20 protein-coding genes are annotated in these 19,620 nt (G+C 34.9%); 6 read left to right on the forward strand and 14 right to left on the reverse strand.

All coding sequences use genetic code 11. The features are described 5' to 3' along the window. Positions 1–29: 29 nt before the first annotated feature. The 7 genes from murD to mraZ are packed head-to-tail and all read right to left on the reverse strand — an operon-like array spanning position 30 to position 7,778. Positions 30–1,364 carry a UDP-N-acetylmuramoyl-L-alanine--D-glutamate ligase gene (gene murD / locus DB895_RS03490; RefSeq protein ID WP_116723967.1) on the reverse strand — a complete coding sequence of 445 codons (1,335 nt, stop codon included), beginning with the start codon at positions 1,362–1,364 and terminating at the stop codon, positions 30–32. Next, positions 1,365–2,591, reverse strand: a complete 1,227-nt coding sequence (gene mraY / locus DB895_RS03495) for a phospho-N-acetylmuramoyl-pentapeptide-transferase (RefSeq protein WP_116723968.1) — start codon at positions 2,589–2,591, stop codon at positions 1,365–1,367. Between the two features lie 6 nt (positions 2,592–2,597). Next, the gene (locus DB895_RS03500; protein ID WP_166426926.1) at positions 2,598–4,061 is read right to left on the reverse strand and encodes a UDP-N-acetylmuramoyl-L-alanyl-D-glutamate--2,6-diaminopimelate ligase; all 1,464 of its coding nucleotides are present in this window, start codon (positions 4,059–4,061) and stop codon (positions 2,598–2,600) included. Further along, complete coding sequence (locus DB895_RS03505) at positions 4,058–6,061, reverse strand: penicillin-binding protein (protein WP_116723969.1); 2,004 nt, start codon at positions 6,059–6,061, stop codon at positions 4,058–4,060. Before DB895_RS03505 ends, DB895_RS03500 begins: the two co-directional genes overlap by 4 nt. Positions 6,062–6,067: 6 nt before the next feature. Beyond that, the gene (locus DB895_RS03510; protein ID WP_116723970.1) at positions 6,068–6,418 is read right to left on the reverse strand and encodes an FtsL-like putative cell division protein; all 351 of its coding nucleotides are present in this window, start codon (positions 6,416–6,418) and stop codon (positions 6,068–6,070) included. A 3-nt stretch (positions 6,419–6,421) separates the two neighbouring features. Then, a complete protein-coding gene (rsmH, locus tag DB895_RS03515) occupies positions 6,422–7,330 on the reverse strand; it encodes a 16S rRNA (cytosine(1402)-N(4))-methyltransferase RsmH (RefSeq protein ID WP_208012129.1) in 909 nt (302 codons plus the stop codon). Then, on the reverse strand, positions 7,305–7,778 hold the full coding sequence (gene mraZ, locus DB895_RS03520; RefSeq protein ID WP_116723971.1) for a division/cell wall cluster transcriptional repressor MraZ: 474 nt from the start codon (positions 7,776–7,778) through the stop codon (positions 7,305–7,307). Before mraZ ends, rsmH begins: the two co-directional genes overlap by 26 nt. Before the next feature lie 346 nt (positions 7,779–8,124). On the opposite strand from mraZ, the gene DB895_RS03525 reads away from it, so the two are divergent. The 3 genes from DB895_RS03525 (at position 8,125) to DB895_RS03535 (ending at position 9,990) form a co-directional block, all read left to right on the forward strand. Continuing rightward, positions 8,125–8,889 carry an alpha/beta fold hydrolase gene (locus DB895_RS03525; RefSeq protein ID WP_116723972.1) on the forward strand — a complete coding sequence of 255 codons (765 nt, stop codon included), beginning with the start codon at positions 8,125–8,127 and terminating at the stop codon, positions 8,887–8,889. 96 nt (positions 8,890–8,985) lie between these two features. Next, complete coding sequence (gene yihA / locus DB895_RS03530) at positions 8,986–9,606, forward strand: ribosome biogenesis GTP-binding protein YihA/YsxC (RefSeq protein WP_116724087.1); 621 nt, start codon at positions 8,986–8,988, stop codon at positions 9,604–9,606. A gap of 42 nt (positions 9,607–9,648) precedes the next feature. Next, positions 9,649–9,990, forward strand: a complete 342-nt coding sequence (locus tag DB895_RS03535; protein ID WP_116723973.1) for a hypothetical protein — start codon at positions 9,649–9,651, stop codon at positions 9,988–9,990. 10 nt (positions 9,991–10,000) lie between these two features. On the opposite strand, the gene gldC is transcribed toward DB895_RS03535, so the two are convergent. Further along, positions 10,001–10,336, reverse strand: a complete 336-nt coding sequence (gene gldC / locus DB895_RS03540) for a gliding motility protein GldC (RefSeq protein WP_116723974.1) — start codon at positions 10,334–10,336, stop codon at positions 10,001–10,003. Next, positions 10,336–11,295 (reverse strand): gliding motility lipoprotein GldB, encoded by a 960-nt coding sequence (gene gldB / locus DB895_RS03545; RefSeq protein WP_116723975.1) that lies wholly within the window; start codon positions 11,293–11,295, stop codon positions 10,336–10,338. The genes gldC and gldB overlap by 1 nt, the downstream gene beginning before the upstream one ends. 196 nt (positions 11,296–11,491) lie before the next feature. Here gldB and nadE point away from each other — a divergent pair, with 196 nt between their 5' ends. Continuing rightward, entirely contained in the window at positions 11,492–12,292 is an 801-nt protein-coding gene (gene nadE / locus DB895_RS03550; protein WP_116723976.1) for an NAD(+) synthase, read from the forward strand. A gap of 94 nt (positions 12,293–12,386) precedes the next feature. After that, the gene (locus DB895_RS03555; RefSeq protein ID WP_116723977.1) at positions 12,387–13,016 is read left to right on the forward strand and encodes a response regulator transcription factor; all 630 of its coding nucleotides are present in this window, start codon (positions 12,387–12,389) and stop codon (positions 13,014–13,016) included. Here DB895_RS03555 and dnaG read toward each other — a convergent pair. The 5 genes from dnaG to DB895_RS03580 form a co-directional block, all read right to left on the reverse strand. Beyond that, positions 13,013–14,989 carry a DNA primase gene (dnaG, locus tag DB895_RS03560; RefSeq protein WP_116723978.1) on the reverse strand — a complete coding sequence of 659 codons (1,977 nt, stop codon included), beginning with the start codon at positions 14,987–14,989 and terminating at the stop codon, positions 13,013–13,015. The two genes, DB895_RS03555 and dnaG, sit on opposite strands and share 4 nt — an antisense overlap. A 116-nt stretch (positions 14,990–15,105) precedes the next feature. Further along, positions 15,106–16,158, reverse strand: coding sequence for an OmpH family outer membrane protein (locus DB895_RS03565; RefSeq protein ID WP_116723979.1), 1,053 nt, complete (start codon positions 16,156–16,158; stop codon positions 15,106–15,108). A gap of 50 nt (positions 16,159–16,208) precedes the next feature. Continuing rightward, positions 16,209–16,910, reverse strand: coding sequence for a hypothetical protein (locus tag DB895_RS03570; RefSeq protein ID WP_116723980.1), 702 nt, complete (start codon positions 16,908–16,910; stop codon positions 16,209–16,211). Then, positions 16,897–17,457: an RNA polymerase sigma factor gene (locus DB895_RS03575; protein WP_116723981.1), complete on the reverse strand. Its 561-nt coding sequence runs from the start codon at positions 17,455–17,457 to the stop codon at positions 16,897–16,899. The genes DB895_RS03570 and DB895_RS03575 overlap by 14 nt, the downstream gene beginning before the upstream one ends. A gap of 160 nt (positions 17,458–17,617) precedes the next feature. Further along, positions 17,618–18,595, reverse strand: coding sequence for a polyprenyl synthetase family protein (locus DB895_RS03580; RefSeq protein ID WP_116723982.1), 978 nt, complete (start codon positions 18,593–18,595; stop codon positions 17,618–17,620). Positions 18,596–18,704: 109 nt separating this feature from the next. Between DB895_RS03580 and DB895_RS03585 the strand changes: the two genes are divergently transcribed. Next, a complete protein-coding gene (locus DB895_RS03585; RefSeq protein WP_116723983.1) occupies positions 18,705–19,541 on the forward strand; it encodes a hypothetical protein in 837 nt (278 codons plus the stop codon). Positions 19,542–19,620: the final 79 nt, after the last annotated feature.

Consider the following 19,620-nt stretch of genomic DNA (forward strand, 5'->3'; position numbering starts at 1 on the left):
TTTAGTTAGTTCGATTTTAATTGAGTTTTTTATAAATTCTGAACCGCCTGTTTGAATTGTTTTCCCCTATCTTCATAATTTTCAAATAAATCAAAACTTGCACAAGCGGGTGACAACAAAACAGCATCTCCTTTTTCGGTTAAGCGCTGCGCCATTTTTACAGCATCATTCATCGAATCCACTTCAATCATGACATCAACTATATTCCCAAAGGCATCGATTATTTTTTTATTATCGACACCCAGACAGATAATTGCTTTTACTTTCTCATTCACTAATGACATCAATTCCGAATAATCGTTCCCTTTATCAACCCCTCCAACAATCCAAACTGTGGGTGTATTCATGCTGTCTAGCGCAAAATAGGTAGCATTCACATTAGTGGCTTTAGAGTCGTTAATGTATTGCACATTCTGTATCTTCAACACTTTTTCCAAACGATGTTCCACCCCTTGAAAACTGGACAAACTTTCTCGAATGGTGGCTTTCCGAATTTGCAGCAATTTAGCTACAGACGTTGCTGCCATCGCATTTTTCATGTTGTGCTTCCCTTCTAATGCAATGTATTCTGTCTCCATGATAAATTCGTCGTCGTTGATGTTTACTTCCATTTTCTTTTCTTTTATAAATGCTCCCTTTTCAAACGTTTTTGTCAATGAAAAAGGAATTAATTGGGCTTTTGTTTTATTGTTCTTGAACCATTCTGCAATCGCTTCGTCATCTGCGTCGTAGATAAGAAAATCTCCTTGCGTTTGGTTCATGGTTATTCTAAATTTAGAGGCGATATAATTTTCATATTTATACTCATATCGATCCAAATGATCGGGGCTAATATTGGTTACAATTGCAATGTGGGGCTTATAATTTACGATTCCGTCCAACTGGAAACTACTTAATTCCAACACATAATAATCATATTGTTCTTCAGCAACTTGTTGGGCAAAACTCTTTCCAATGTTTCCAGCCAAACCTACATTCAATCCCGCTGATTTTAGCAAATGATAGGTTAACATGGTTGTTGTCGTTTTTCCATTGCTTCCTGTAATTCCTATTGTTATTGCTTTGGTGAACGGGGCTGCAAATTCAATTTCAGAAATTACTGGTATTTTTTTTTCTAATAGTTTTTTAACTATCGGAGCTTTGTCTGGAATTCCGGGACTTTTCATGACGATGTCGGCATTCAAAATCTTGTTTTCCGTATGGGTTTCTTCCTCCCATTGGATTCCGTTATTGGCAAGAACTTCTTTATAATTATCTTTTATTTTTCCATAATCAGAAACAAAAACATCGTAGCCCTTTTGCTTTCCGAGTATTGCCGTCCCAACACCGCTTTCACCTCCACCAAGAATCACAAGTCTTTGCATTTATCTTAATTTTAGGGTGACTATTGATAAAATGGCCAACAAAATTCCGACAATCCAAAAACGGGTTACAATTTTACTTTCGTGATAGCCTTTCTTTTGATAATGGTGATGCAAGGGTGACATGAGGAAAATCCTTCGCCCTTCGCCAAAACGTTTTTTAGTAAATTTGAAATAACTCACTTGCAATACCACTGAAAAATTTTCAACAAGGAAAATTCCACACAACAACGGAATAAGCAATTCTTTTCGGACAGAAATGGCTAAAACGGCGATGATTCCGCCGATGGTTAAACTTCCTGTGTCTCCCATAAATACCGATGCCGGGTAGGAATTATACCAAAGAAATCCAATTAACGAACCCACAAATGCGGCAATAAAAACCGTCATTTCTCCAGAATTCGGGATGTACATGATATTAAGATAACTGGAGAAAATAATATTTCCCGAAACGAAGGTAAAAATCCCCAATGCCAGTACCGATATCGCGGATGTCCCTGCCGCGAGACCGTCTATTCCATCGGTTAAATTAGCGCCATTAGAAACCGCAGTGATAATAAAAATTACGATTGGAATAAAAACAATCCATGCCCAATTTTCATATCCATCACCCATCCATGATAACAATTCTGCATAATCAAATTCGTTATTTTTTAAAAACGGAATCGTTGTTGCCGTCGATTTTTCTTCAATTGCCGCTTGTGAAATTACATTCTCCGTTTGATTCAAAGCAATTGTTTTGGGAGTTTCTTTTCTTAGTACTACCCCAGGATGTAAATACAAAACTGAGCCCACGATTAGTCCCAATCCTACTTGACCAAACACTTTAAATATTCCTTTTAGTCCTTCTTTATCTTTCTTAAAAATTTTAATATAATCGTCAACAAACCCTATTGTCCCCATCCAAAGCGTGGTTACAATTAAAAGAATTATGTAAATATTATTCAGTTTAGTTAATAATAATACTGGAATTAAAGTCGCTAAAATGATAATTAATCCACCCATAGTAGGTGTCCCTGCTTTTTGAGCTTGACCTTTAAGACCCAACTCCCGAACGGTTTCTCCCACTTGTTGATTTGCCAGAAAAGTAATAATTCGTTTTCCAAAAACAGTCGAAATCAAGAGTGACAAAATGATTGCCAATGCTGAACGAAATGTGATGTATTGAAACACTCCAGTCCCAGGAATGTTTAATGTTTTGTCAAAGTATTCAAATAAATAATACAGCATAGATTTCTATTTATTGAGTTGGTTTAATAATTCTTTTACAATTTTCATATCATCAAAATCATGACGAACGCCTTGAATTTCCTGATATGTTTCGTGTCCTTTTCCCGCTATGAGAATGATATCATTGGGCTGGGCCAATTGGCACGCCGTTTTTATGGCTTGTTTTCTATCGGTTATGGAAATGGTCTTTTTAAAATTTTGAGGCTCCACACCTTTTTCCATTTGAGCAATAATATCCTCCGGATTTTCGGTTCTTGGATTATCCGATGTAATGATTGCTTTGTCACTTAATTCAGAGGCAATGTTTGCCATTATTGGCCGTTTTGTTTTATCTCTGTCTCCACCACATCCCAAAACTGTAATTAATTGCTCATTTTTTGTTCGGATGTCATTAATGGTTTTCAACACATTTTCTAAGGCATCCGGCGTATGGGCATAATCAACAATTGCCGTAATGTTTTGATTGGAAATAATAAATTGGAATCGTCCGGAAACACTTTCCAACTCCGACAACAGGCGTAATACTTCGAAATGTTCCAAACCTAATTCGACCGCTACTCCATAAATTGCCAATAAATTATAGGCATTAAAAGTTCCTATTAATCGAACCCAAACTTCATTATCGTTAATTTTTAATAGCAAACCCGACAATTGATTTTCTAAAATTTGAGCTTTATAATCAGCATACAATTTGAGTGCATAGGTCAATTTTCTTGCAGGAGTGTTTTGTAGCATCACCAGCCCATTTTTATCATCTATATTTGATAAGGCAAAAGCTGATTTTGGCAGATTGTCGAAAAACGATTTTTTCACATCTCTATATTCGGCAAATGTCGCGTGGTAGTCCAAATGATCGTGAGATAAATTCGTAAAAACGCCACCTTCAAAATGCAACCCTTCCGTTCTTTTTTGATGAATGCCGTGTGAACTCACTTCCATAAAACAATATTCAACGCCAACATCACTCATTTCTTTTAGATATTGATTGATGGTAAGGGAATCTGGCGTGGTATGGGTTGCTTTATATTCTTTATCATCAACAAGAATTTTCACAGTAGAAAGTAATCCCACTTTAAAACCTGCTTTTTTGAATAGTTGGTACAATAAAGACGCAATTGTTGTTTTGCCGTTTGTTCCTGTTATGCCAACTAATTTTAGATTATGTGACGGATTTCCAAAATAGTTCGTTGCCAAAAATGCTAACGCATTGTTGGTATCTTTTACTTGTATATAGGTAATGCCATGAATAATAATTTCTGGAAACGTATCGCAAACAATAGCTGTAGCGCCTAAACTTAATGCCTTTTCTATGAATTCGTGACCGTTAGAAACGGAACCTCTAATTGCTACAAAAACATCGTTCTCAGTAATTTTTCTGGAATCGAACTCAATTTTATTTACAGCAATATCCGTTGAACCTTTAACAGCTTCAATGGCCACTTTATATAATATTTCTTTTAGAATAATCACGATAATTCCAATGTTATGATAGTGTTTTTATTTGAATTTTGTCCTGGCTGAATTGATTGCATTTTCACTTTTCCTACTCCAATTATTTTTACTTTTATTCCTAAATTACCTAGTAATGCAACGGCATCCATACCCGGCATTCCTTTTAAATTAGGAATTACATTTTGATTTCCATGTCCCTTAGCGTAATAATTCGAATAATTTTGCTCTTGTTTGGCATTCTTTTTATTCAAATTTTTAATCTCATTGGTTGAAAAAGCATCGGTAAAAATCTTTTGGGCGATTCTTTTAAAAACCGGTCCGGCAACATCGGCACCGTAATAATTATTCTTGGAAGTATTTGGCTCATGAACTACAACAATACAAGAATATTTAGGGACATCAGCAGGAAAATAGCCTACAAATGATGAAATATAATGCTTTTCTGAACCTCCGTTTTTACCATAATTCGCTTGGGCGGTTCCCGTTTTTCCCGCCATAGAAAAAGCTGCTGAATACAGTTTTGAACCTGTTCCTTTTTTTACTACATTCTCTAAAACAGCTTTCAATTTCAAAACAGTTCCTTGTGAACATACTTTAGGATTCATCACTATCGTATTGTATTTCTTAATGGTTTTGTTCCATTCCTTGATTTCTGAAACAAATTGTGGCTTTACCATTACACCATCATTGGCAACCGAATTATAAAAAGTCAGCGTTTGTAATGGTGTGATAGAAACTCCATAACCAAAAGCCATCCACGGCAGTGAAATGTTAGACCAATTTTTATTACTGGGCTGAGGAATATAAGGTCTCCCTTCCCCTTGAATAGGCAGGCCTAAAGGCTTATTTAAGCCATAACGGTCAAGATGATTTACAAATTGTGCCGGATTGTTTTTGTAATTGTTATAAACCGCCTGGACCATCACTGTATTCGATGAAACTTCAAACCCTCTTGCTAAGGAAATTTTACCATAACCTCCTTCATGAGAATCGCGCACTTTTTTCCCTGAATAAATCACGGTTCCACCATGAGTATCAAAAACGGCGCTTGTATCAATTTTTTTGTCTTCTAAAAGAGTCATTAAATCGGCTAATTTATAGGTTGAACCCGGTTCATGTGATTCGGCTATCGCGTAATTGGTAGTTTCATAATAGGATCCGTCAATATCTTTCCCTAAATTAGAAATGGCTTTTATCTGACCCGTTTTAGTTTCCATTACCACAACACAACCGTGATTTGCATCAAACAATTCCAATTGTTTTAATAGCGCATGATGGGCAATATCCTGAATGTAAACATCAATTGTGGAGATTACATCATAGCCATCTTGGGGGTCTACTTCATTAACATCTCTAATGGGTTTCCATTGCCCCTTAGCGATTTTTTGTTTTAAAATTTTTCCATCTTTTCCGTTCAAATATTTTCTGAATGCCCATTCTATTCCTTTTCCATCGGGCAATCCATCTGGAGTGTTTCGCTCATAACCAATGGTTCTTTCAGCAATTTTCCCTATTGGATGTTCACGAACTGTTTTTTGTTCAGTTATAATTCCTCCTTTATTAGCACCCAAATTAAATAATGGGAAACTTTTTATTTTCATGTATTGGGTAAAACTTAAATCCCGAGCCACCAATAAATACCTGTTTTTTGTTGCTCTTCCGTGTCGCAATTCAGACTCAAAGTTACCGCTTGGTTTCCCCAACAAAACGGACAAGGAATCAGATAACGGTTTTATGAATTTCTTAAAAGCTTTATCCTTTGGCGCTACTGCATCAAATCGGATGACATAATTTGGAATAGATGTTGCCAATAAACTCCCATCGGCAGAATAGATATTCCCTTTATTAGCGGGGATGACAAAATTTCTAACCGTTCTTTCTTTAGCTAATTTTCTATAATAATCGCCTTCAACCCATTGAATATTGGTTAATTTCACAGCAATGGCAATCGCCATCAAAAAGATGGTAAAAGCCACTAGATAAATTCGGTACGCTATCTGTTTATCTTCTACTGCCATAATTTTTTAAAAAAATTTATTGAAAAAACTTTTTTCTTCTTCTTTTTTTACCTTAATTTTTGTTGGAGGAACGGCTGACGGAAAAATTTGCTTTTCCACCATTTTATCCGAAACCGTCGATTCCATTTTTAGTTTCATTAATTCAGAACGCCTGTCTACAAACTCGGAGCGCAACTCTTTCACTTCATTTGTTAAAGCGATGATTTTAAACACTTTTTGTTCATATCGCTGTGTATTTGCAATCATTATTATTGCCAGCAAAATAACAAAAACGATGAAGCGCCAGTTTTTTGCAGCGTTAGCATCTTCATTAATAAGAAATCTCGCTTTTAATATGTCGTAAACACCGTTCTTCATCTTCTATATCTTTTCAGCTATTCTCAATTTTGCGCTTCGTGCTCTATTGTTAATTTTGATTTCATTAGCATCCGGGACAATCAATTTTCCGATAGTTTTAAACGGAACTGAAAAATTTCCAAAAAAATCACGTTCCGGCTCCCCTTCAAACATGCCGTTCTTAATGAATCGTTTTACCAATCTATCTTCGAGCGAATGGTATGAAATAACACTTAAACGCCCTCCTTGTTTTAGGATTTCCAGTGATTGCTCTAAAAATTCTTTCAAAACATCAATTTCCTGATTCACTTCAATTCGTATGGCCTGGTAAATTTGAGCCAATATTTTATTCCTGATTCTTTCAGGTAAATATTTCACTAAAACCTCTTTCAATTCATCAGTGGTTTCGATTGGCCTACCTTCTCGAGCTTCTATAATTGTTCGAGCCAAAACTGGCGCATTTTTCAATTCACCGTAGTCAAGAAATACACGTCTCAAATTTGCCTCATCATATTCATTGACTACTTTATAGGCATTCAAATCACTTTTCTGACTCATTCTCATATCTAATCCAGCATCAAAACGGGTAGAAAAACCTCGTTCCGCCACATCAAATTGATGAGATGAGACCCCCAAGTCGGCCAGAATACCATCTACCGATTTCACATTATGAAATCTCAAAAATCTTTTTATGAACCGAAAATTTTCATTGATCAAAACAAACCTTTCATCCGGCAAGCCATTTGCCAAAGCATCTTCATCTTGATCGAAAGCAAATAGTTTTCCGTTTGGCCCCAATCGACTTAAAATCTCTTTGGAATGACCACCACCGCCAAAAGTAACATCAACATACACCCCGTCCGGCTTAATATTTAAACCGTCTACCGAAGCTTTTAGCAAAACCGGATTATGATATTCCATTATCGTCGTCATTTACATTTCCCATTACATCTTCTGCCAAATCTGCAAAATCGACCACCGAATCATCGATTGCTTTTTCATACAAATCCTTATCCCAAATCTCAACGATATTCACCGCTGATGACAACACTAAATCCTTAGAAATTGAGGCAAAAACCACCAAATCTTTAGGGACTAGCAATCGCCCCAAATTATCAATCTCCACCACTTTTACCCCAGCGGTAAACCGACGAATGAAATCGTTGTTTTTCTTAACAAATCGGTTGAGTTTATTGATTTTTTGCATCATCAAATTCCATTCTTGCATTGGATATAATTCCAAACACGGCTGAAAAACAGAACGCTTCAAAACAAATCCGTCCTGAAGAGAGCCCGTAAGCTGCTTTTTTAAAGGCGCAGGCAAAAGCAACCTTCCTTTGGCATCAACTTTACACTCATATGTTCCAACTATTGTATTCAAGGAAATGGCTTAATAGATTAAAGCAAAAATATAAATTAATTACCACATTTTACCACAATACACCACTTTGTTGATAAGTTTCACCACTTTAACTGATAATTCAACAAATAACCGGTCATTATCCGCAACGGCTTATTTAGCAAATTGTTAAGAACCTTTTTTTATTAAGAAAATAACAACAGAAAGAAATTTTAGTTATTTGTTGATTCACTAATTCCATTTCTATTCTTTTAAACTTCTAGATTTATAAAAAAACAAAAACAAGCCATTTCAAATATTTACTACAAACGCTCCTATTAATCTATAAAGCCTTATATTTGCCGGAATTAGAAATGCCAAAACAATAATGAAAAAAGACTTGAAAAAAGAAGGAAGATACACCTATTTTGAAGCTGGAGAAGGAACACCCATCATCATTTTACATGGATTAATGGGCGGTTTAAGCAACTTTGATGGCGTGGCAAATTATTTTCCGGAAAAAGGATATAAAATTATCATTCCAGAACTGCCTATTTATACCCAAAATATTCTAAAGACAAACGTCAAAGCTTTTGCAAAATATGTCAAAGATTTTATCACTTTTAAAGGATATGATCGCGTTATATTGCTAGGAAATTCTCTAGGAGGACACATTGGTTTGTATCATGCAAAAATGTACCCAGAAAAAATGCTAGGCTTAATCATTACCGGAAGTTCCGGATTGTACGAAAGTGCGATGGGTGACGGCTATCCCAGAAGAGGCGATTATGATTACATTCAAAAAAAAGCCGAAGATGTTTTTTATGACCCAAAAGTAGCTACCAAAGAAATTGTGGATGAAGTCTATTCTATGGCAAACGATAGAATTAAATTGATAAAAACACTGACTATTGCCAAAAGCGCCATCCGCCATAACATGGCTAAGGATTTACCGAAAATGCACATTCCAACTTGCATTATTTGGGGTAAAAACGACAAAGTGACTCCACCCGACGTGGCCGAAGAATTCCATAAATTGTTGCCCCATTCTTCATTATATTGGATTGACAAATGTGGCCATGCTGCCATGATGGAACATCCGGATGAATTTAACGAATTGATGTACGCTTGGTTAAAGAAAAGCGATTTATAATTCTCTAACACTCTTATTCAACCACTATTTTTCTGATGTAAAATCAAAAAAATAGTGGTTCTTTTTTTGACTACCTTTGCCAAAATCTTTTTTGCTATGAAAATCAACACTGCCGAATTTATAATCAGCAACTCCGAAGTAGATAAATGCCCGAAGGATTTTCTTCCGGAATATGCTTTTATTGGTCGTTCCAATGTAGGAAAGTCGTCGTTGATTAACATGATTACCAACCATAAAAACTTAGCAAAAACATCTGGAAGACCTGGAAAAACGCAACTAATTAATCATTTCAAAATTAACAACAATTGGTTTCTGGTTGATTTACCCGGATATGGCTATGCCAAAGTTTCTAAAAAAACCAAGTCCGTTTTCCAACAATTCATCACCGATTATTTTGAGAAAAGAGAGCAACTCGTCTGTGCATTTGTATTAATTGACATCCGTCATGAAGCCCAAAATATTGATTTGGAATTTATGGGGTATATGGGAGAAAGCGAAATTCCGTTTTGTATTATTTTTACCAAAGCTGACAAAATCAGCAAAGTGAAAGTAGATTCGCATATTGCGGCTTATACCAAGCAAATGTATGCCAACAACTGGGCAGAAATGCCTCCGTATTTCGTGACTTCAGCGACGGAGTTCACCGGAAAAGAAGAATTACTAACTTATATTGACGAAGTAAATCAGGAAGTTTTTAAGAATAACAGCGAGTTTTAATTTTTTTATTACATTTGAGAGTTAACCTTTTCATCCTAAGCCATGACTCCAAATAAACTATTACTCTTTTTTCTATTTCTGTTTGTCAACATCTCTTTTGGTCAGGAAAAAACCAATTCAAATATCATTAAAAAAGATATAGAAATCATTAAGGGTAATGACATTTATGATGTTCCCGTAAATATGTCATCATTCAGTACAGCATTAGCGATCAAAAAATACAATAATAAAAACCTGGTTTATTACTACGGCAAATTCTTTTCCAGCGACACTTTGAATATCATTAAAAACATCAATGATTATGAGCTCGAAATTATTAAAATCCCAGATAACTTTACAAAAGACATTCAGTCAATTATATATCTAAAAAAAGTGGTCAAATGACCACTTTTTTCTATTTCTTCAACTCCAATTTCTCTGCAAAATAATCGCAAAAATCTTTCATGGTGTCGGCCATTTTATCATCATTGGTGGCACGCAAAAAAGTTTCGGACATGGACAGTAACGTTTGATGGAAGAAGATTTTCATTTCATCTACAGGCATGTCTTTTGTCCACAAATCAATACATTTGGTGGATTTTTCATTGCTGTCCCAAACGGAAAGCATTATGGCTTTTGCTTCTTCGGAGAATACGCCTCCTTCTTGTGCGGTCCAAGTTAATTTTTCTGGAACCCTGTTTTCATCTAATCCGATGACGAATTTTATTTCGGAACTGCTTATGTTTGACATTACTTTTTAGGTTTGTATTTAGATTTTTCGAATAGTTCTTTGTTATCCATTTGTAGCATTTGCCGCAAAGATACTTCATTGTTTTCCATAAAGGAACGCACAATTTGCCATCCAATCCAAGAACCTACTCTTCCTGGAGACTCATTGTCGATTTCCAAATAGAATTTAGAAAATGGTGCCGGACTGATAAATCGCGGAATTAATTTTTGGTCGGTATCGTATAAAAATTTTTTTTCTATAAAATAGCGCCACATATACCCCTCATTTTCCTGACACCATGTAATTTGTTCCGGCTTGTATCCCATTTTATCCGCATCAGTATAGTCCGGCAACAATAAATCTTTGAGATACAATTCCTTTCCAGCATAAATCATTTGCGAGAGGAAGGCATTGTCCGTGGGTGGTGCAATTTTGTATCTGGAAAAACTGGTGACAATATCCGGCAAGATTTGATTTTGTTCGAAATTTTGCTTGAGATATTCTGGAAATTCATAAAACTTATGGTCTTTGCCAAGGTATAATTCTAATGAAATGATGAGCATGTTATTAGCATAAACCACTTTGTTCTGATAATCCATTTCTGAGATTATGGTGTATACTTTTGGCGTTTTAGTGTCCGGGAAATAATATTTAATGTGTTTAAAAAGCGCTTGTATTTTTTCTGTTTCCGGTTCGAAATTGGAATATCTTTTCTCTACCTCGGCATACAATTCATGCCATTGTGGGTTTTGCATTTTATCGATCCAGACCTTATCCTCATTTCCTGCAGGAAAGAAAAAAGGATATTGCAGTTGCAATTTTCTCAAATCTTGTGGCTTGGTCTCAAAAAATGCCTTGTCGAAGCGTTCCACTCTTATGTCTAAAGGAATTTCTTCAACTGCTTTTTCTATTTTATTTTTCTTATCGCAAGAAAATAAAAGAAAAACAAAAAGGAACGACAAAAAAAAGTGTTTTTTCATATACTATACGTATTTTAGCCCAGATAGAAGTGAAAATCCTTTTTACTCCCTTTTACCCCTATTTTTTTAGGGGTAAAAGGGAATAAAAAGATTGTAACAGATAGCTGGAAATAGCTCCTAAAACAAATTCAGGAAAAATCAAAAAAATTATTATTTTTGCAAAGATACATTTCGGTTGTTTAAATTTTTATAAAATATGCCTAAAAAAAGCACAATTCAAGTCGAAAAAGTTAACCTTCATATTGTAAACTGGTTAAAAGAGTATGCGGGGAACGCAAAAGTGAATGGTTTTGTTGTAGGGATTTCCGGCGGAGTTGATTCGGCAGTAACCTCTACTCTTTGTGCGCAAACCGGATTTAAGGTTTTGTGTGTGGAAATGCCCATTCATCAGGCCGAAAGTCATGTTACCCGTGCCCGTGAGCATATTGAGCAATTAAAGAAACGTTTTAACAATGTTAGTAGTGTGGAAGTTGATTTGACTTCGGTTTTTCAAGATTTCAAAAAGCAGGTTCCCGAAACTACAGATGAACATAAACTTCACTTGTCCTTAGCCAACTCAAGAGCTAGGCTCAGAATGACCGCATTGTATTATTTGGCGGGTATTCACTGTTTATTAGTGGCTGGTACGGGGAACAAGGTTGAAGATTTTGGGGTTGGCTTTTTTACCAAATATGGAGATGGCGGTGTGGACTTGAGTCCAATTGCAGATTTAATGAAATCAGATGTATTTGCTTTGGGTGCTTATTTAAAAGTTCCAGAATCGATTCTAAATGCAAGCCCTACTGATGGATTGTTTGGCGATGATCGATCTGATGAGGATCAATTAGGGGCCAGTTATGACGAATTGGAGTGGGCAATGCTCGAAGATGAGGCCGGAAAAGAAGCAAATGATTTTACGGGAAGAGAGAAAATAGCCTTTGAAATATACAAACGATTGAATAAAACCAACCAACATAAAATGAATCCGATACCAATTTGTTTAGTTCATCGGAATTAACGGTATTTTATCTAAAAAAATTTGAACTGTCGCTATTTTTTTACTAAATTTATAATCCCATTCTGATAAAAAATATCTCTTAAAAAATAAAGTCATGATTAAAGTCTGCCTCGCTGATAATTATCCGGTCGTACATTTTGGTGTGAAGTCTTACTTTAAAGACCACACTAATATTAGTATCGTAGCTAACGTTGGGAATTTCTCAATGGTTAAAGATGTCCTGAATACAAAGGACATAGATGTTTTAATAATTGATTTAGATTTAGAAGGACTCTCTAGCCTTTTTGAGCTTAAGGCAATCATAAAAAATTACCCAAAAACTAAAATCATCATTTTTAGCGGCCAACCTGAACAGATTTATGCGCCAAATGCTATAAAAGCCGGCATTTCAGGTTATGTTCACAAAACTGCAAAATTAGAAACATTAGGCGTTGCCATCACAAAAGTGCATTTAGGCCAAATCATCCTGAATGAAGCTGTTAAGAAAAATCTAGCCCTGATTGCCAAACAAAACAAGAGTGAACGATTGTATAGAAAATTATCCAATAGAGAAATTGAAGTGTTGCGTTATTTGAGTGGTGGTAAAAAAAATAACGAAATTTCAGCAATTCTTGGTTTGAATGAAAAAACTATTAGTACCTATAAATTGCGATTGCTGACCAAACTGAACGTGACCAATTTAGTAGATTTAGTGAATAAGGCAAAAACTCTGGAAATCGTCTAATTATATCGAGACATTACCCTGCCAAGCTTTTTAGAAAAGGAGTTAATTAATTTGTAGTAATCCATTACCATCGATAAGGGTTCTGAATTGTCAGCATCTGGTTCTAAAGAAATGGATTTTTTTAATTCCTCAATTATTGCATCAACCAAGAACCAACGCATGGTTAAAATCGTTTCAGAGACATATTGAGCAATGCTCTGGTCTTTCAGTTTAACAATAATTTGTTGCCCTTCCCAATTGTGCAATGCTTGTTGTTCTTCTATCATTAATAGACTGGTAACTTCTTGCGAAAATTTAGGCTCTAAGTGCATTAAATACTGTTCAATCTGAAAGGTTTCATTTTGATGGAAATAATTAATCAAATTATTGTAAATTTCTCTAAATAAAGGATTCGACAACTCTACCTCATCTTCTTGTAGGCTTAAATAGATTCTTTGGTAGACTTTGTATTCTTTCTTTTCGGTTATATTTTCAATCTCGCCTTCTTTGTTACTTTTCAAAAGGATATCTTCAAATTCTTCTATTTTGTTTCCATATGACAATAGAATTTCTATGATTTTTTTTTCTAACTCATAGAGAACATCAACCTTTTCTAAGGCAATCGAATCCGTGTTTTTTACTACTTCAAAGGCTTTCTGTTCCTGTTTCCCTTTTTTGACTGTTTCTGAAATGTCCTTTTGAACCAGTTGCGCCAGCGTATTCAACAAAACCTGCTCAGAGATATCCATGATTCGTGAACATTCCTGAATGTAGATTTCACGTTTAATGCGATCCGGTATTTTAGAAATACTCAGAACCATATCTCGAATTAAATCGGCTTTTTTTATCGGATCATTCTTGGCTTCATTCATTAAAAGAGACGCCTTGAACTGAATAAAGTCCTTTGCATTATTTTCGAGATATAAAACCAAATCCTCGTAAGGCGTTTTCTTGGCAAAACTATCTGGATCCTCTCCTTCTGGAAAAGTACATACTTTTACATTCATGCCTTCCTCAAGAATCAAATCGATTCCTCGAATGGAAGCACGAAGCCCTGCCGCATCGCCATCATAAAGCACGGTAATGTTTTTAGTTAACCTGTTGATTAATCTAATTTGATCGGAAGTCAAAGCCGTTCCTGAGGAAGCGACGACATTTTCTATTCCGGATTGATTGAACTGAATCACATCGGTATATCCTTCAACCAAATAACAATTGTCCTGCTTGGCGATGGCTTGTTTTGCTTGAAAAATACCATACAAAACTTTACTCTTGTGATAAATATCGCTTTCGGGTGAATTTAAATATTTTGCCGCTTTTTTATCATTACCTAAAATTCTGGCGCCAAAACCCAAGATTCGTCCCGACATACTTTGTATGGGAAACATAACTCTACCCCGAAAACGGTCGATCAGTTTTTCTTCTTTTACAATTGTTAAACCAGTACTTTCCAAGAACTCTAATTTATATCCTTTTCCTAAAGCTTCTTTGGAAAATGAATCCCAAACTTCAGGAGAATATCCAAGTGCAAATTTTTTAATGGTTTCGTTGGTAAAACCTCTTTCCCTAAAATAGGAATAACCAATGGCTTTGCCCTCTTCCGCATGCAATAAGGTTTCATGAAAATAGTTTTTGGCGAATTCCGAAACAAGATACATGCTTTCCCGAACATCGGTATTTGCTTTTTCCTCGTCAGTTTGTTCGGTTTCTTCAATTTCAATATTGTATTTTTTGGCCAAATACCGAATGGCTTCTGGATAGGTGAAATGTTCGTGCTCCATTAGAAAAGCAACAGAATTTCCTCCTTTTCCAGAACTGAAATCTTTCCAAATTTGTTTTACTGGCGAAACCATGAATGATGGCGAACGCTCGTCAGAAAAAGGGCTTAATCCTTTATAATTACTTCCTGCCCGTTTTAATACTACAAAATCGCCAATCACCTCTTCTACTCGAGCGGTTTCGAAAACGGTGTCTATAGTGGATTTTGAAATCAATTTGCTTTAGGTTCAAAGTTACAAAGCAACAAAGTTACACGTTTTTAACCAATCAAAAACCTTTCGGAGTGAAACTCTGAAAGGTTTAAAAAAAATATAAAAGAAACTCCCTAAACTTAATTGATATCAAATCGTAAACCCAACGAAACATTATTTTGATCTACTGTATTATCATTAAACAACGGACTAATGTCGTATTTTGCATACAAGCTAACTGCTTTATACCCTACATAAGCACTTGCACCATAAATAAAATCGGTGGTGTTGTAATTTCCTTTTATTCTTTGTTTAACGTCATGACCATCCGAATCTTCATAAAATAAAATCTGTTTTGATTTTAAATTTGCTCCTGCATAACCTCCCAAACCTACTCGAAAACTTTGATGGGTTTTAAAAATAGTTTTATCTCCTTTTTTATCAGTGCCAGAAAAATCAAATTCTAAATGAATCGGCGCTACTAAATACACATTGCGAAAGCGTGAATCATCGAGGTGAACTGGACTTGACTCCAAATTGGTTTGATATCCCGATTCAACAAAATACCTATTGTCAGTTGGACGTAAATTGTTATACATTACTGACATTCCATATTTTGCATGAAGCAAATTGCTGTTTTTGAAAATTCTGGTGTTAGCCGTAACGCCCCATTCATAGAAATGCGAACCCAAATATCTATAATCCGAATTGGCAACCGCCTTATTTGTAGCCAGATTGTTTAATCCTAAAGCAAAAACAAATTGGGAAGTCGTTCTACGAAAGTTCTTAATTGAATCCTGATATTTTTGATATTTATCATGGTTTTTCCCATTCGATTTACTAAAAATGAAATAATTAAAATCGTCTTTTGTAGCTATTTTACCGTCAACTTTCTCTTGTACTAAAGTCACTAATTCATTTTGAGCTTGAGAAATTCTGAATTCAATAGCTTTTGCTCTTGATTCAGCCAGTTTCAGTTTTTTTTCATCGGCTTGTTCTTTGGTAATGACACCTTTTTCTAGTTCAATATTTACGGCTTCTATTTCTTCTTTCAAGCCTGCTTTCTCTTCTTTAGTAATGTTCTCAATTTTTGTAGCAATTGTTTTTGCTCGTGATTCAAAGGTTTCTTGCGAAAAAACTTTGGACAGAAATAGGCATAGGAATCCTGTTAAGTAAATGGTAAAATTTCTCATGTTGTTTTGATTTTTAAATCCACCTAAGGCGGAAAGGTTGATGATTTGATTTATTGGTAATTGCGATTGGCTATAGCCACTTTTACAGTTTTGTAATTTTTATCGATGGTATTAATTACTTTTTCTCGAAACGAAAGCTCCAGTTCCCCATCTACTTGTGAAAGTAGATTTTGAGCATCTACTTTAATTGATGACTTCGAAGTTGCATTTTTTGAAGGAATTTCGACAGCTGTTATTCGTTCGTCAACTTTAACATTGTCTTGATTTAAAGGATTTAATTGTTCTGATTTTTGATTGATGATGTTATTAGGTGTTGGGTGTTCGTTATTCGGTGTTGAGTTTTGTGCGACTTGATTTTTAATAATTAATTCTGATTCTTTAGGATTGCTTTTTTTCTTTTTAACTTCTGAAACTTCAGCTACACTTTGAGATTGTACGCTTGGTACAATTCCCTTATTTGTTTCTTCATGGATTGTATTTGGGGAAGGTTTAACTATTTCATTAGCATCTAGAACAACATCGTTTCTTCTCGTATCCACCAGTTCTTCGGTTTGACTAAAAAACAGCGCTCCAATGCATAAAAATCCAATTATGCTTGCGGCAAGATACAACCAATCGTAACTGCGTTTTGATTTTTTTTGTTCGGCAACAGTTAGCATCGCATCCAATCTATCCCATGAATTTGTACTGGGGTTAATTTCCCGTTGATTCAATTTATTTTGGAAATCGGTTTCAAGTTTAGTTGGTTCCATTATTGTAATTTTTTAACTTAATTATTTGTTCTTGAAGCATTTTCCGGGCATGTGACAGTTGCGATTTTGAAGTGCCCTCCTTAATTCCAAGCATTGTTGCAATTTCATGATGCTTGTACCCTTCTATGGCATATAAATTAAAAATCATTTTATACCCATCAGGCAAATTATCAATCAAAAACTGAATGTCATCCACACTAAAATTGCTTTCAATGCCATTAAAACCATCTTCATTATAGTGTTCCTCTTCCAGAAAACTTACTTTTTTATGAACTCTGATATAGGAGATGCATTCGTTTACCATAATTCGCCTAATCCATCCTTCAAAACTGCCTTTGTGATCAAAATTTTTCAAATTGGTAAAAACTTTCATAAAAGCAGTAATCATTAAATCCTCGGCATGATGCAAATCTTTAATGTATTGACGGCACACACTTAACATTTTTGGAGAGAATTTCGTATAAATCACTTGCTGCGCCTGACGATTGTTTTCGACAGCCAACTGTATGATTCCAATTTCATCCTGATGTAAGTTGATTACTTTCATTAAAACAAGATAATAGACTTTTAGATAATAGATTAATACCAACTGATTCTATTAGCATAGACGAGAAAGGTTGCAAAAAGGTTGCATCAATATTAAAAAATTTAAAAATTAAATGATTTAAAAATTGTAAACCCCTGTAAATATTGGATAATTTAAGAAATTATTTTTTCCTTTCAATTACATAATTCACCATCAAAATTAAGGCTTCCTTGAATTCTGAATCGGGATAATTTTGCAGCAATTGAAGTGCTTCTTGCTGAAATTCAACCATTTTTTGTTCGGCATAAAGTAATCCATTATTGTTTTTAACAAAAGCGATGACTTCTGACACTCTTTTTTTATCTTTATTGTGATTTTTTATGGAATTGATAAGCCATGATTTTTCTTTAGGAGTACAATGATTCAAAACATGAATTAATGGCAAAGTCATTTTTTGCTCTTTTATATCAATTCCAGTTGGTTTCCCAATGGCTTCGTCAGAATAATCGAATAAATCATCCTTAATTTGAAAAGCCATCCCAATTAGTTCTCCAAATTTCCGCATATTCTCTACTTGAACATCATCTTCAATCACCGATTTTGCGCCAAGAGCACAACAGGCAGCAATTAAAGTGGCGGTTTTCTTTCGAATGATATCATAATATACTTCCTCAACAATATCCAGTCGACGGGCTTTTTCTATTTGCAATAATTCGCCTTCGCTCATTTCGCGAACGGCAACTGAAATAATCCTTAACAAATCAAAATCGCCGTTGTCTATGGAAAGCAATAGTCCTTTGGAGAGCAAATAATCACCAACCAAAACCGCAATTTTATTTTTCCAAAGTGCATTTATAGAGAAAAAACCTCTGCGTCTGTTGCTATCGTCCACAACATCATCATGTACTAAAGTAGCGGTATGAATGAGTTCGATAACACAAGCTCCGCGATACGTTCGTTCGTTTACCGTTCCGGAAGAAACCATTTTGGCCGTAAGAAAAACAAACATCGGACGCATTTGCTTCCCTTTTCTATTTACAATATAATAGGTAATCCTATTGAGGAGCGCAACTTTAGAAGTCATAGATTCATAGAACTTTTTTTCAAAAAGTTCCATTTCTATTTGTATGGGCCGTTTTATTTGAGAAGTTATATTCATTACTTTTCAAAGGTACTTATTATGTTTCAGAGTTGAAAATTTATATTTTTTTGTATTGCTATTAAAAAAATTTATACATTGGACAATTATTTAACCAAAACCATTTCCTATGAAAACAAAAAATATATTTTTCGGACTTGTCTTATCCCTTTTTCTTATAAGCTGTCACAAAGATGAAATTATCCCAACGATAGGTGAAGATGATGTTGCCACTGATATTGGGTTGCAAGAAATGTCAGAGGACGTTAATGCAGAAATAATTTCTCAAACCCAAAGAAACTTAGCTCCGTTATTATTAGGCACACCAATAACCCAGTCCTGCCCAAAAATCACAACTACTGCTACACCTATGGATGTTTTACTTTCTAAACCAATAAAAATAAAATACGATTACGGTACAGGCTGCACAAATAGTGATAACAAATATTATGAAGGTATAATTAATGTTACCCTAAGTGATTATATTTATGACGCTCTGGCTGGTACTTTTAGTAAATATACTTTGGAGTGTGAATATATAAACTTCGCCAATACAAAATACAAATTGAACGGGACTTCCAATATTGCAAATTTAAATCAAACATGGACAATCGGTTTTAACCATACCGCCATAGCACTATTAAGTAGTAAAACATACACAAGAATAGGAAGCCAAATTAGAGAATACACAAAAGGAATCACCCCAAATGAGGACAAAGTTAAAATAACTGGCAACTGGGTTACCACTACTGAAAAAGGTGCTCATAACGTGAAAATAACAACTCCATTTATTATCGATTTTTCTTGCGAATATAAAGCTAAAGAAGGCGTAATGACAATTACAAGAGCTAGTTCTACCGCAATAATTGATTATGGCTACAAAAAAGACCCACTAAAAGATTGTGACAATTGGTATCAATTAACAATAAATAAATTTAGCCCATTGTATCTTCAATTTGGCATTTAGAAAATAAATAGTCATTCCAATTTTTTTAAAAATTGATAGGCACATTAATTCTTCTCTAAGATTGAAAAAAGTTAAATAT

This window comes from Flavobacterium psychrotolerans, from assembly GCF_003097635.1.
Taxonomy (GTDB): domain Bacteria; phylum Bacteroidota; class Bacteroidia; order Flavobacteriales; family Flavobacteriaceae; genus Flavobacterium; species Flavobacterium psychrotolerans.

Bases quoted from the DNA above. Each gene is read 5' to 3' on its own strand.
- DB895_RS03580 (WP_116723982.1), bottom strand. From the start codon at position 18,595: ATGAATATAACTTCTCAAATAAAACGGCCCATACAAATAGAAATGGAA.
- gldC (WP_116723974.1), bottom strand. From the start codon at position 10,336: ATGTCAAACATAAGCAGTTCCGAAATAAAATTCGTCATCGGATTAGAT.
- gldB (WP_116723975.1), bottom strand. From the start codon at position 11,295: ATGAAAAAACACTTTTTTTTGTCGTTCCTTTTTGTTTTTCTTTTATTT.
- DB895_RS03505 (WP_116723969.1), bottom strand. From the start codon at position 6,061: ATGGCAGTAGAAGATAAACAGATAGCGTACCGAATTTATCTAGTGGCT.
- DB895_RS03570 (WP_116723980.1), bottom strand. From the start codon at position 16,910: ATGGAACCAACTAAACTTGAAACCGATTTCCAAAATAAATTGAATCAA.
- DB895_RS03555 (WP_116723977.1), top strand. From the start codon at position 12,387: ATGATTAAAGTCTGCCTCGCTGATAATTATCCGGTCGTACATTTTGGT.
- murD (WP_116723967.1), bottom strand. From the start codon at position 1,364: ATGCAAAGACTTGTGATTCTTGGTGGAGGTGAAAGCGGTGTTGGGACG.
- nadE (WP_116723976.1), top strand. From the start codon at position 11,492: ATGCCTAAAAAAAGCACAATTCAAGTCGAAAAAGTTAACCTTCATATT.
- DB895_RS03565 (WP_116723979.1), bottom strand. From the start codon at position 16,158: ATGAGAAATTTTACCATTTACTTAACAGGATTCCTATGCCTATTTCTG.
- mraY (WP_116723968.1), bottom strand. From the start codon at position 2,591: ATGCTGTATTATTTATTTGAATACTTTGACAAAACATTAAACATTCCT.
- yihA (WP_116724087.1), top strand. From the start codon at position 8,986: ATGAAAATCAACACTGCCGAATTTATAATCAGCAACTCCGAAGTAGAT.
- DB895_RS03525 (WP_116723972.1), top strand. From the start codon at position 8,125: ATGAAAAAAGACTTGAAAAAAGAAGGAAGATACACCTATTTTGAAGCT.
- rsmH (WP_208012129.1), bottom strand. From the start codon at position 7,330: ATGACGACGATAATGGAATATCATAATCCGGTTTTGCTAAAAGCTTCG.
- DB895_RS03535 (WP_116723973.1), top strand. From the start codon at position 9,649: ATGACTCCAAATAAACTATTACTCTTTTTTCTATTTCTGTTTGTCAAC.
- DB895_RS03510 (WP_116723970.1), bottom strand. From the start codon at position 6,418: ATGAAGAACGGTGTTTACGACATATTAAAAGCGAGATTTCTTATTAAT.
- DB895_RS03585 (WP_116723983.1), top strand. From the start codon at position 18,705: ATGAAAACAAAAAATATATTTTTCGGACTTGTCTTATCCCTTTTTCTT.
- DB895_RS03575 (WP_116723981.1), bottom strand. From the start codon at position 17,457: ATGAAAGTAATCAACTTACATCAGGATGAAATTGGAATCATACAGTTG.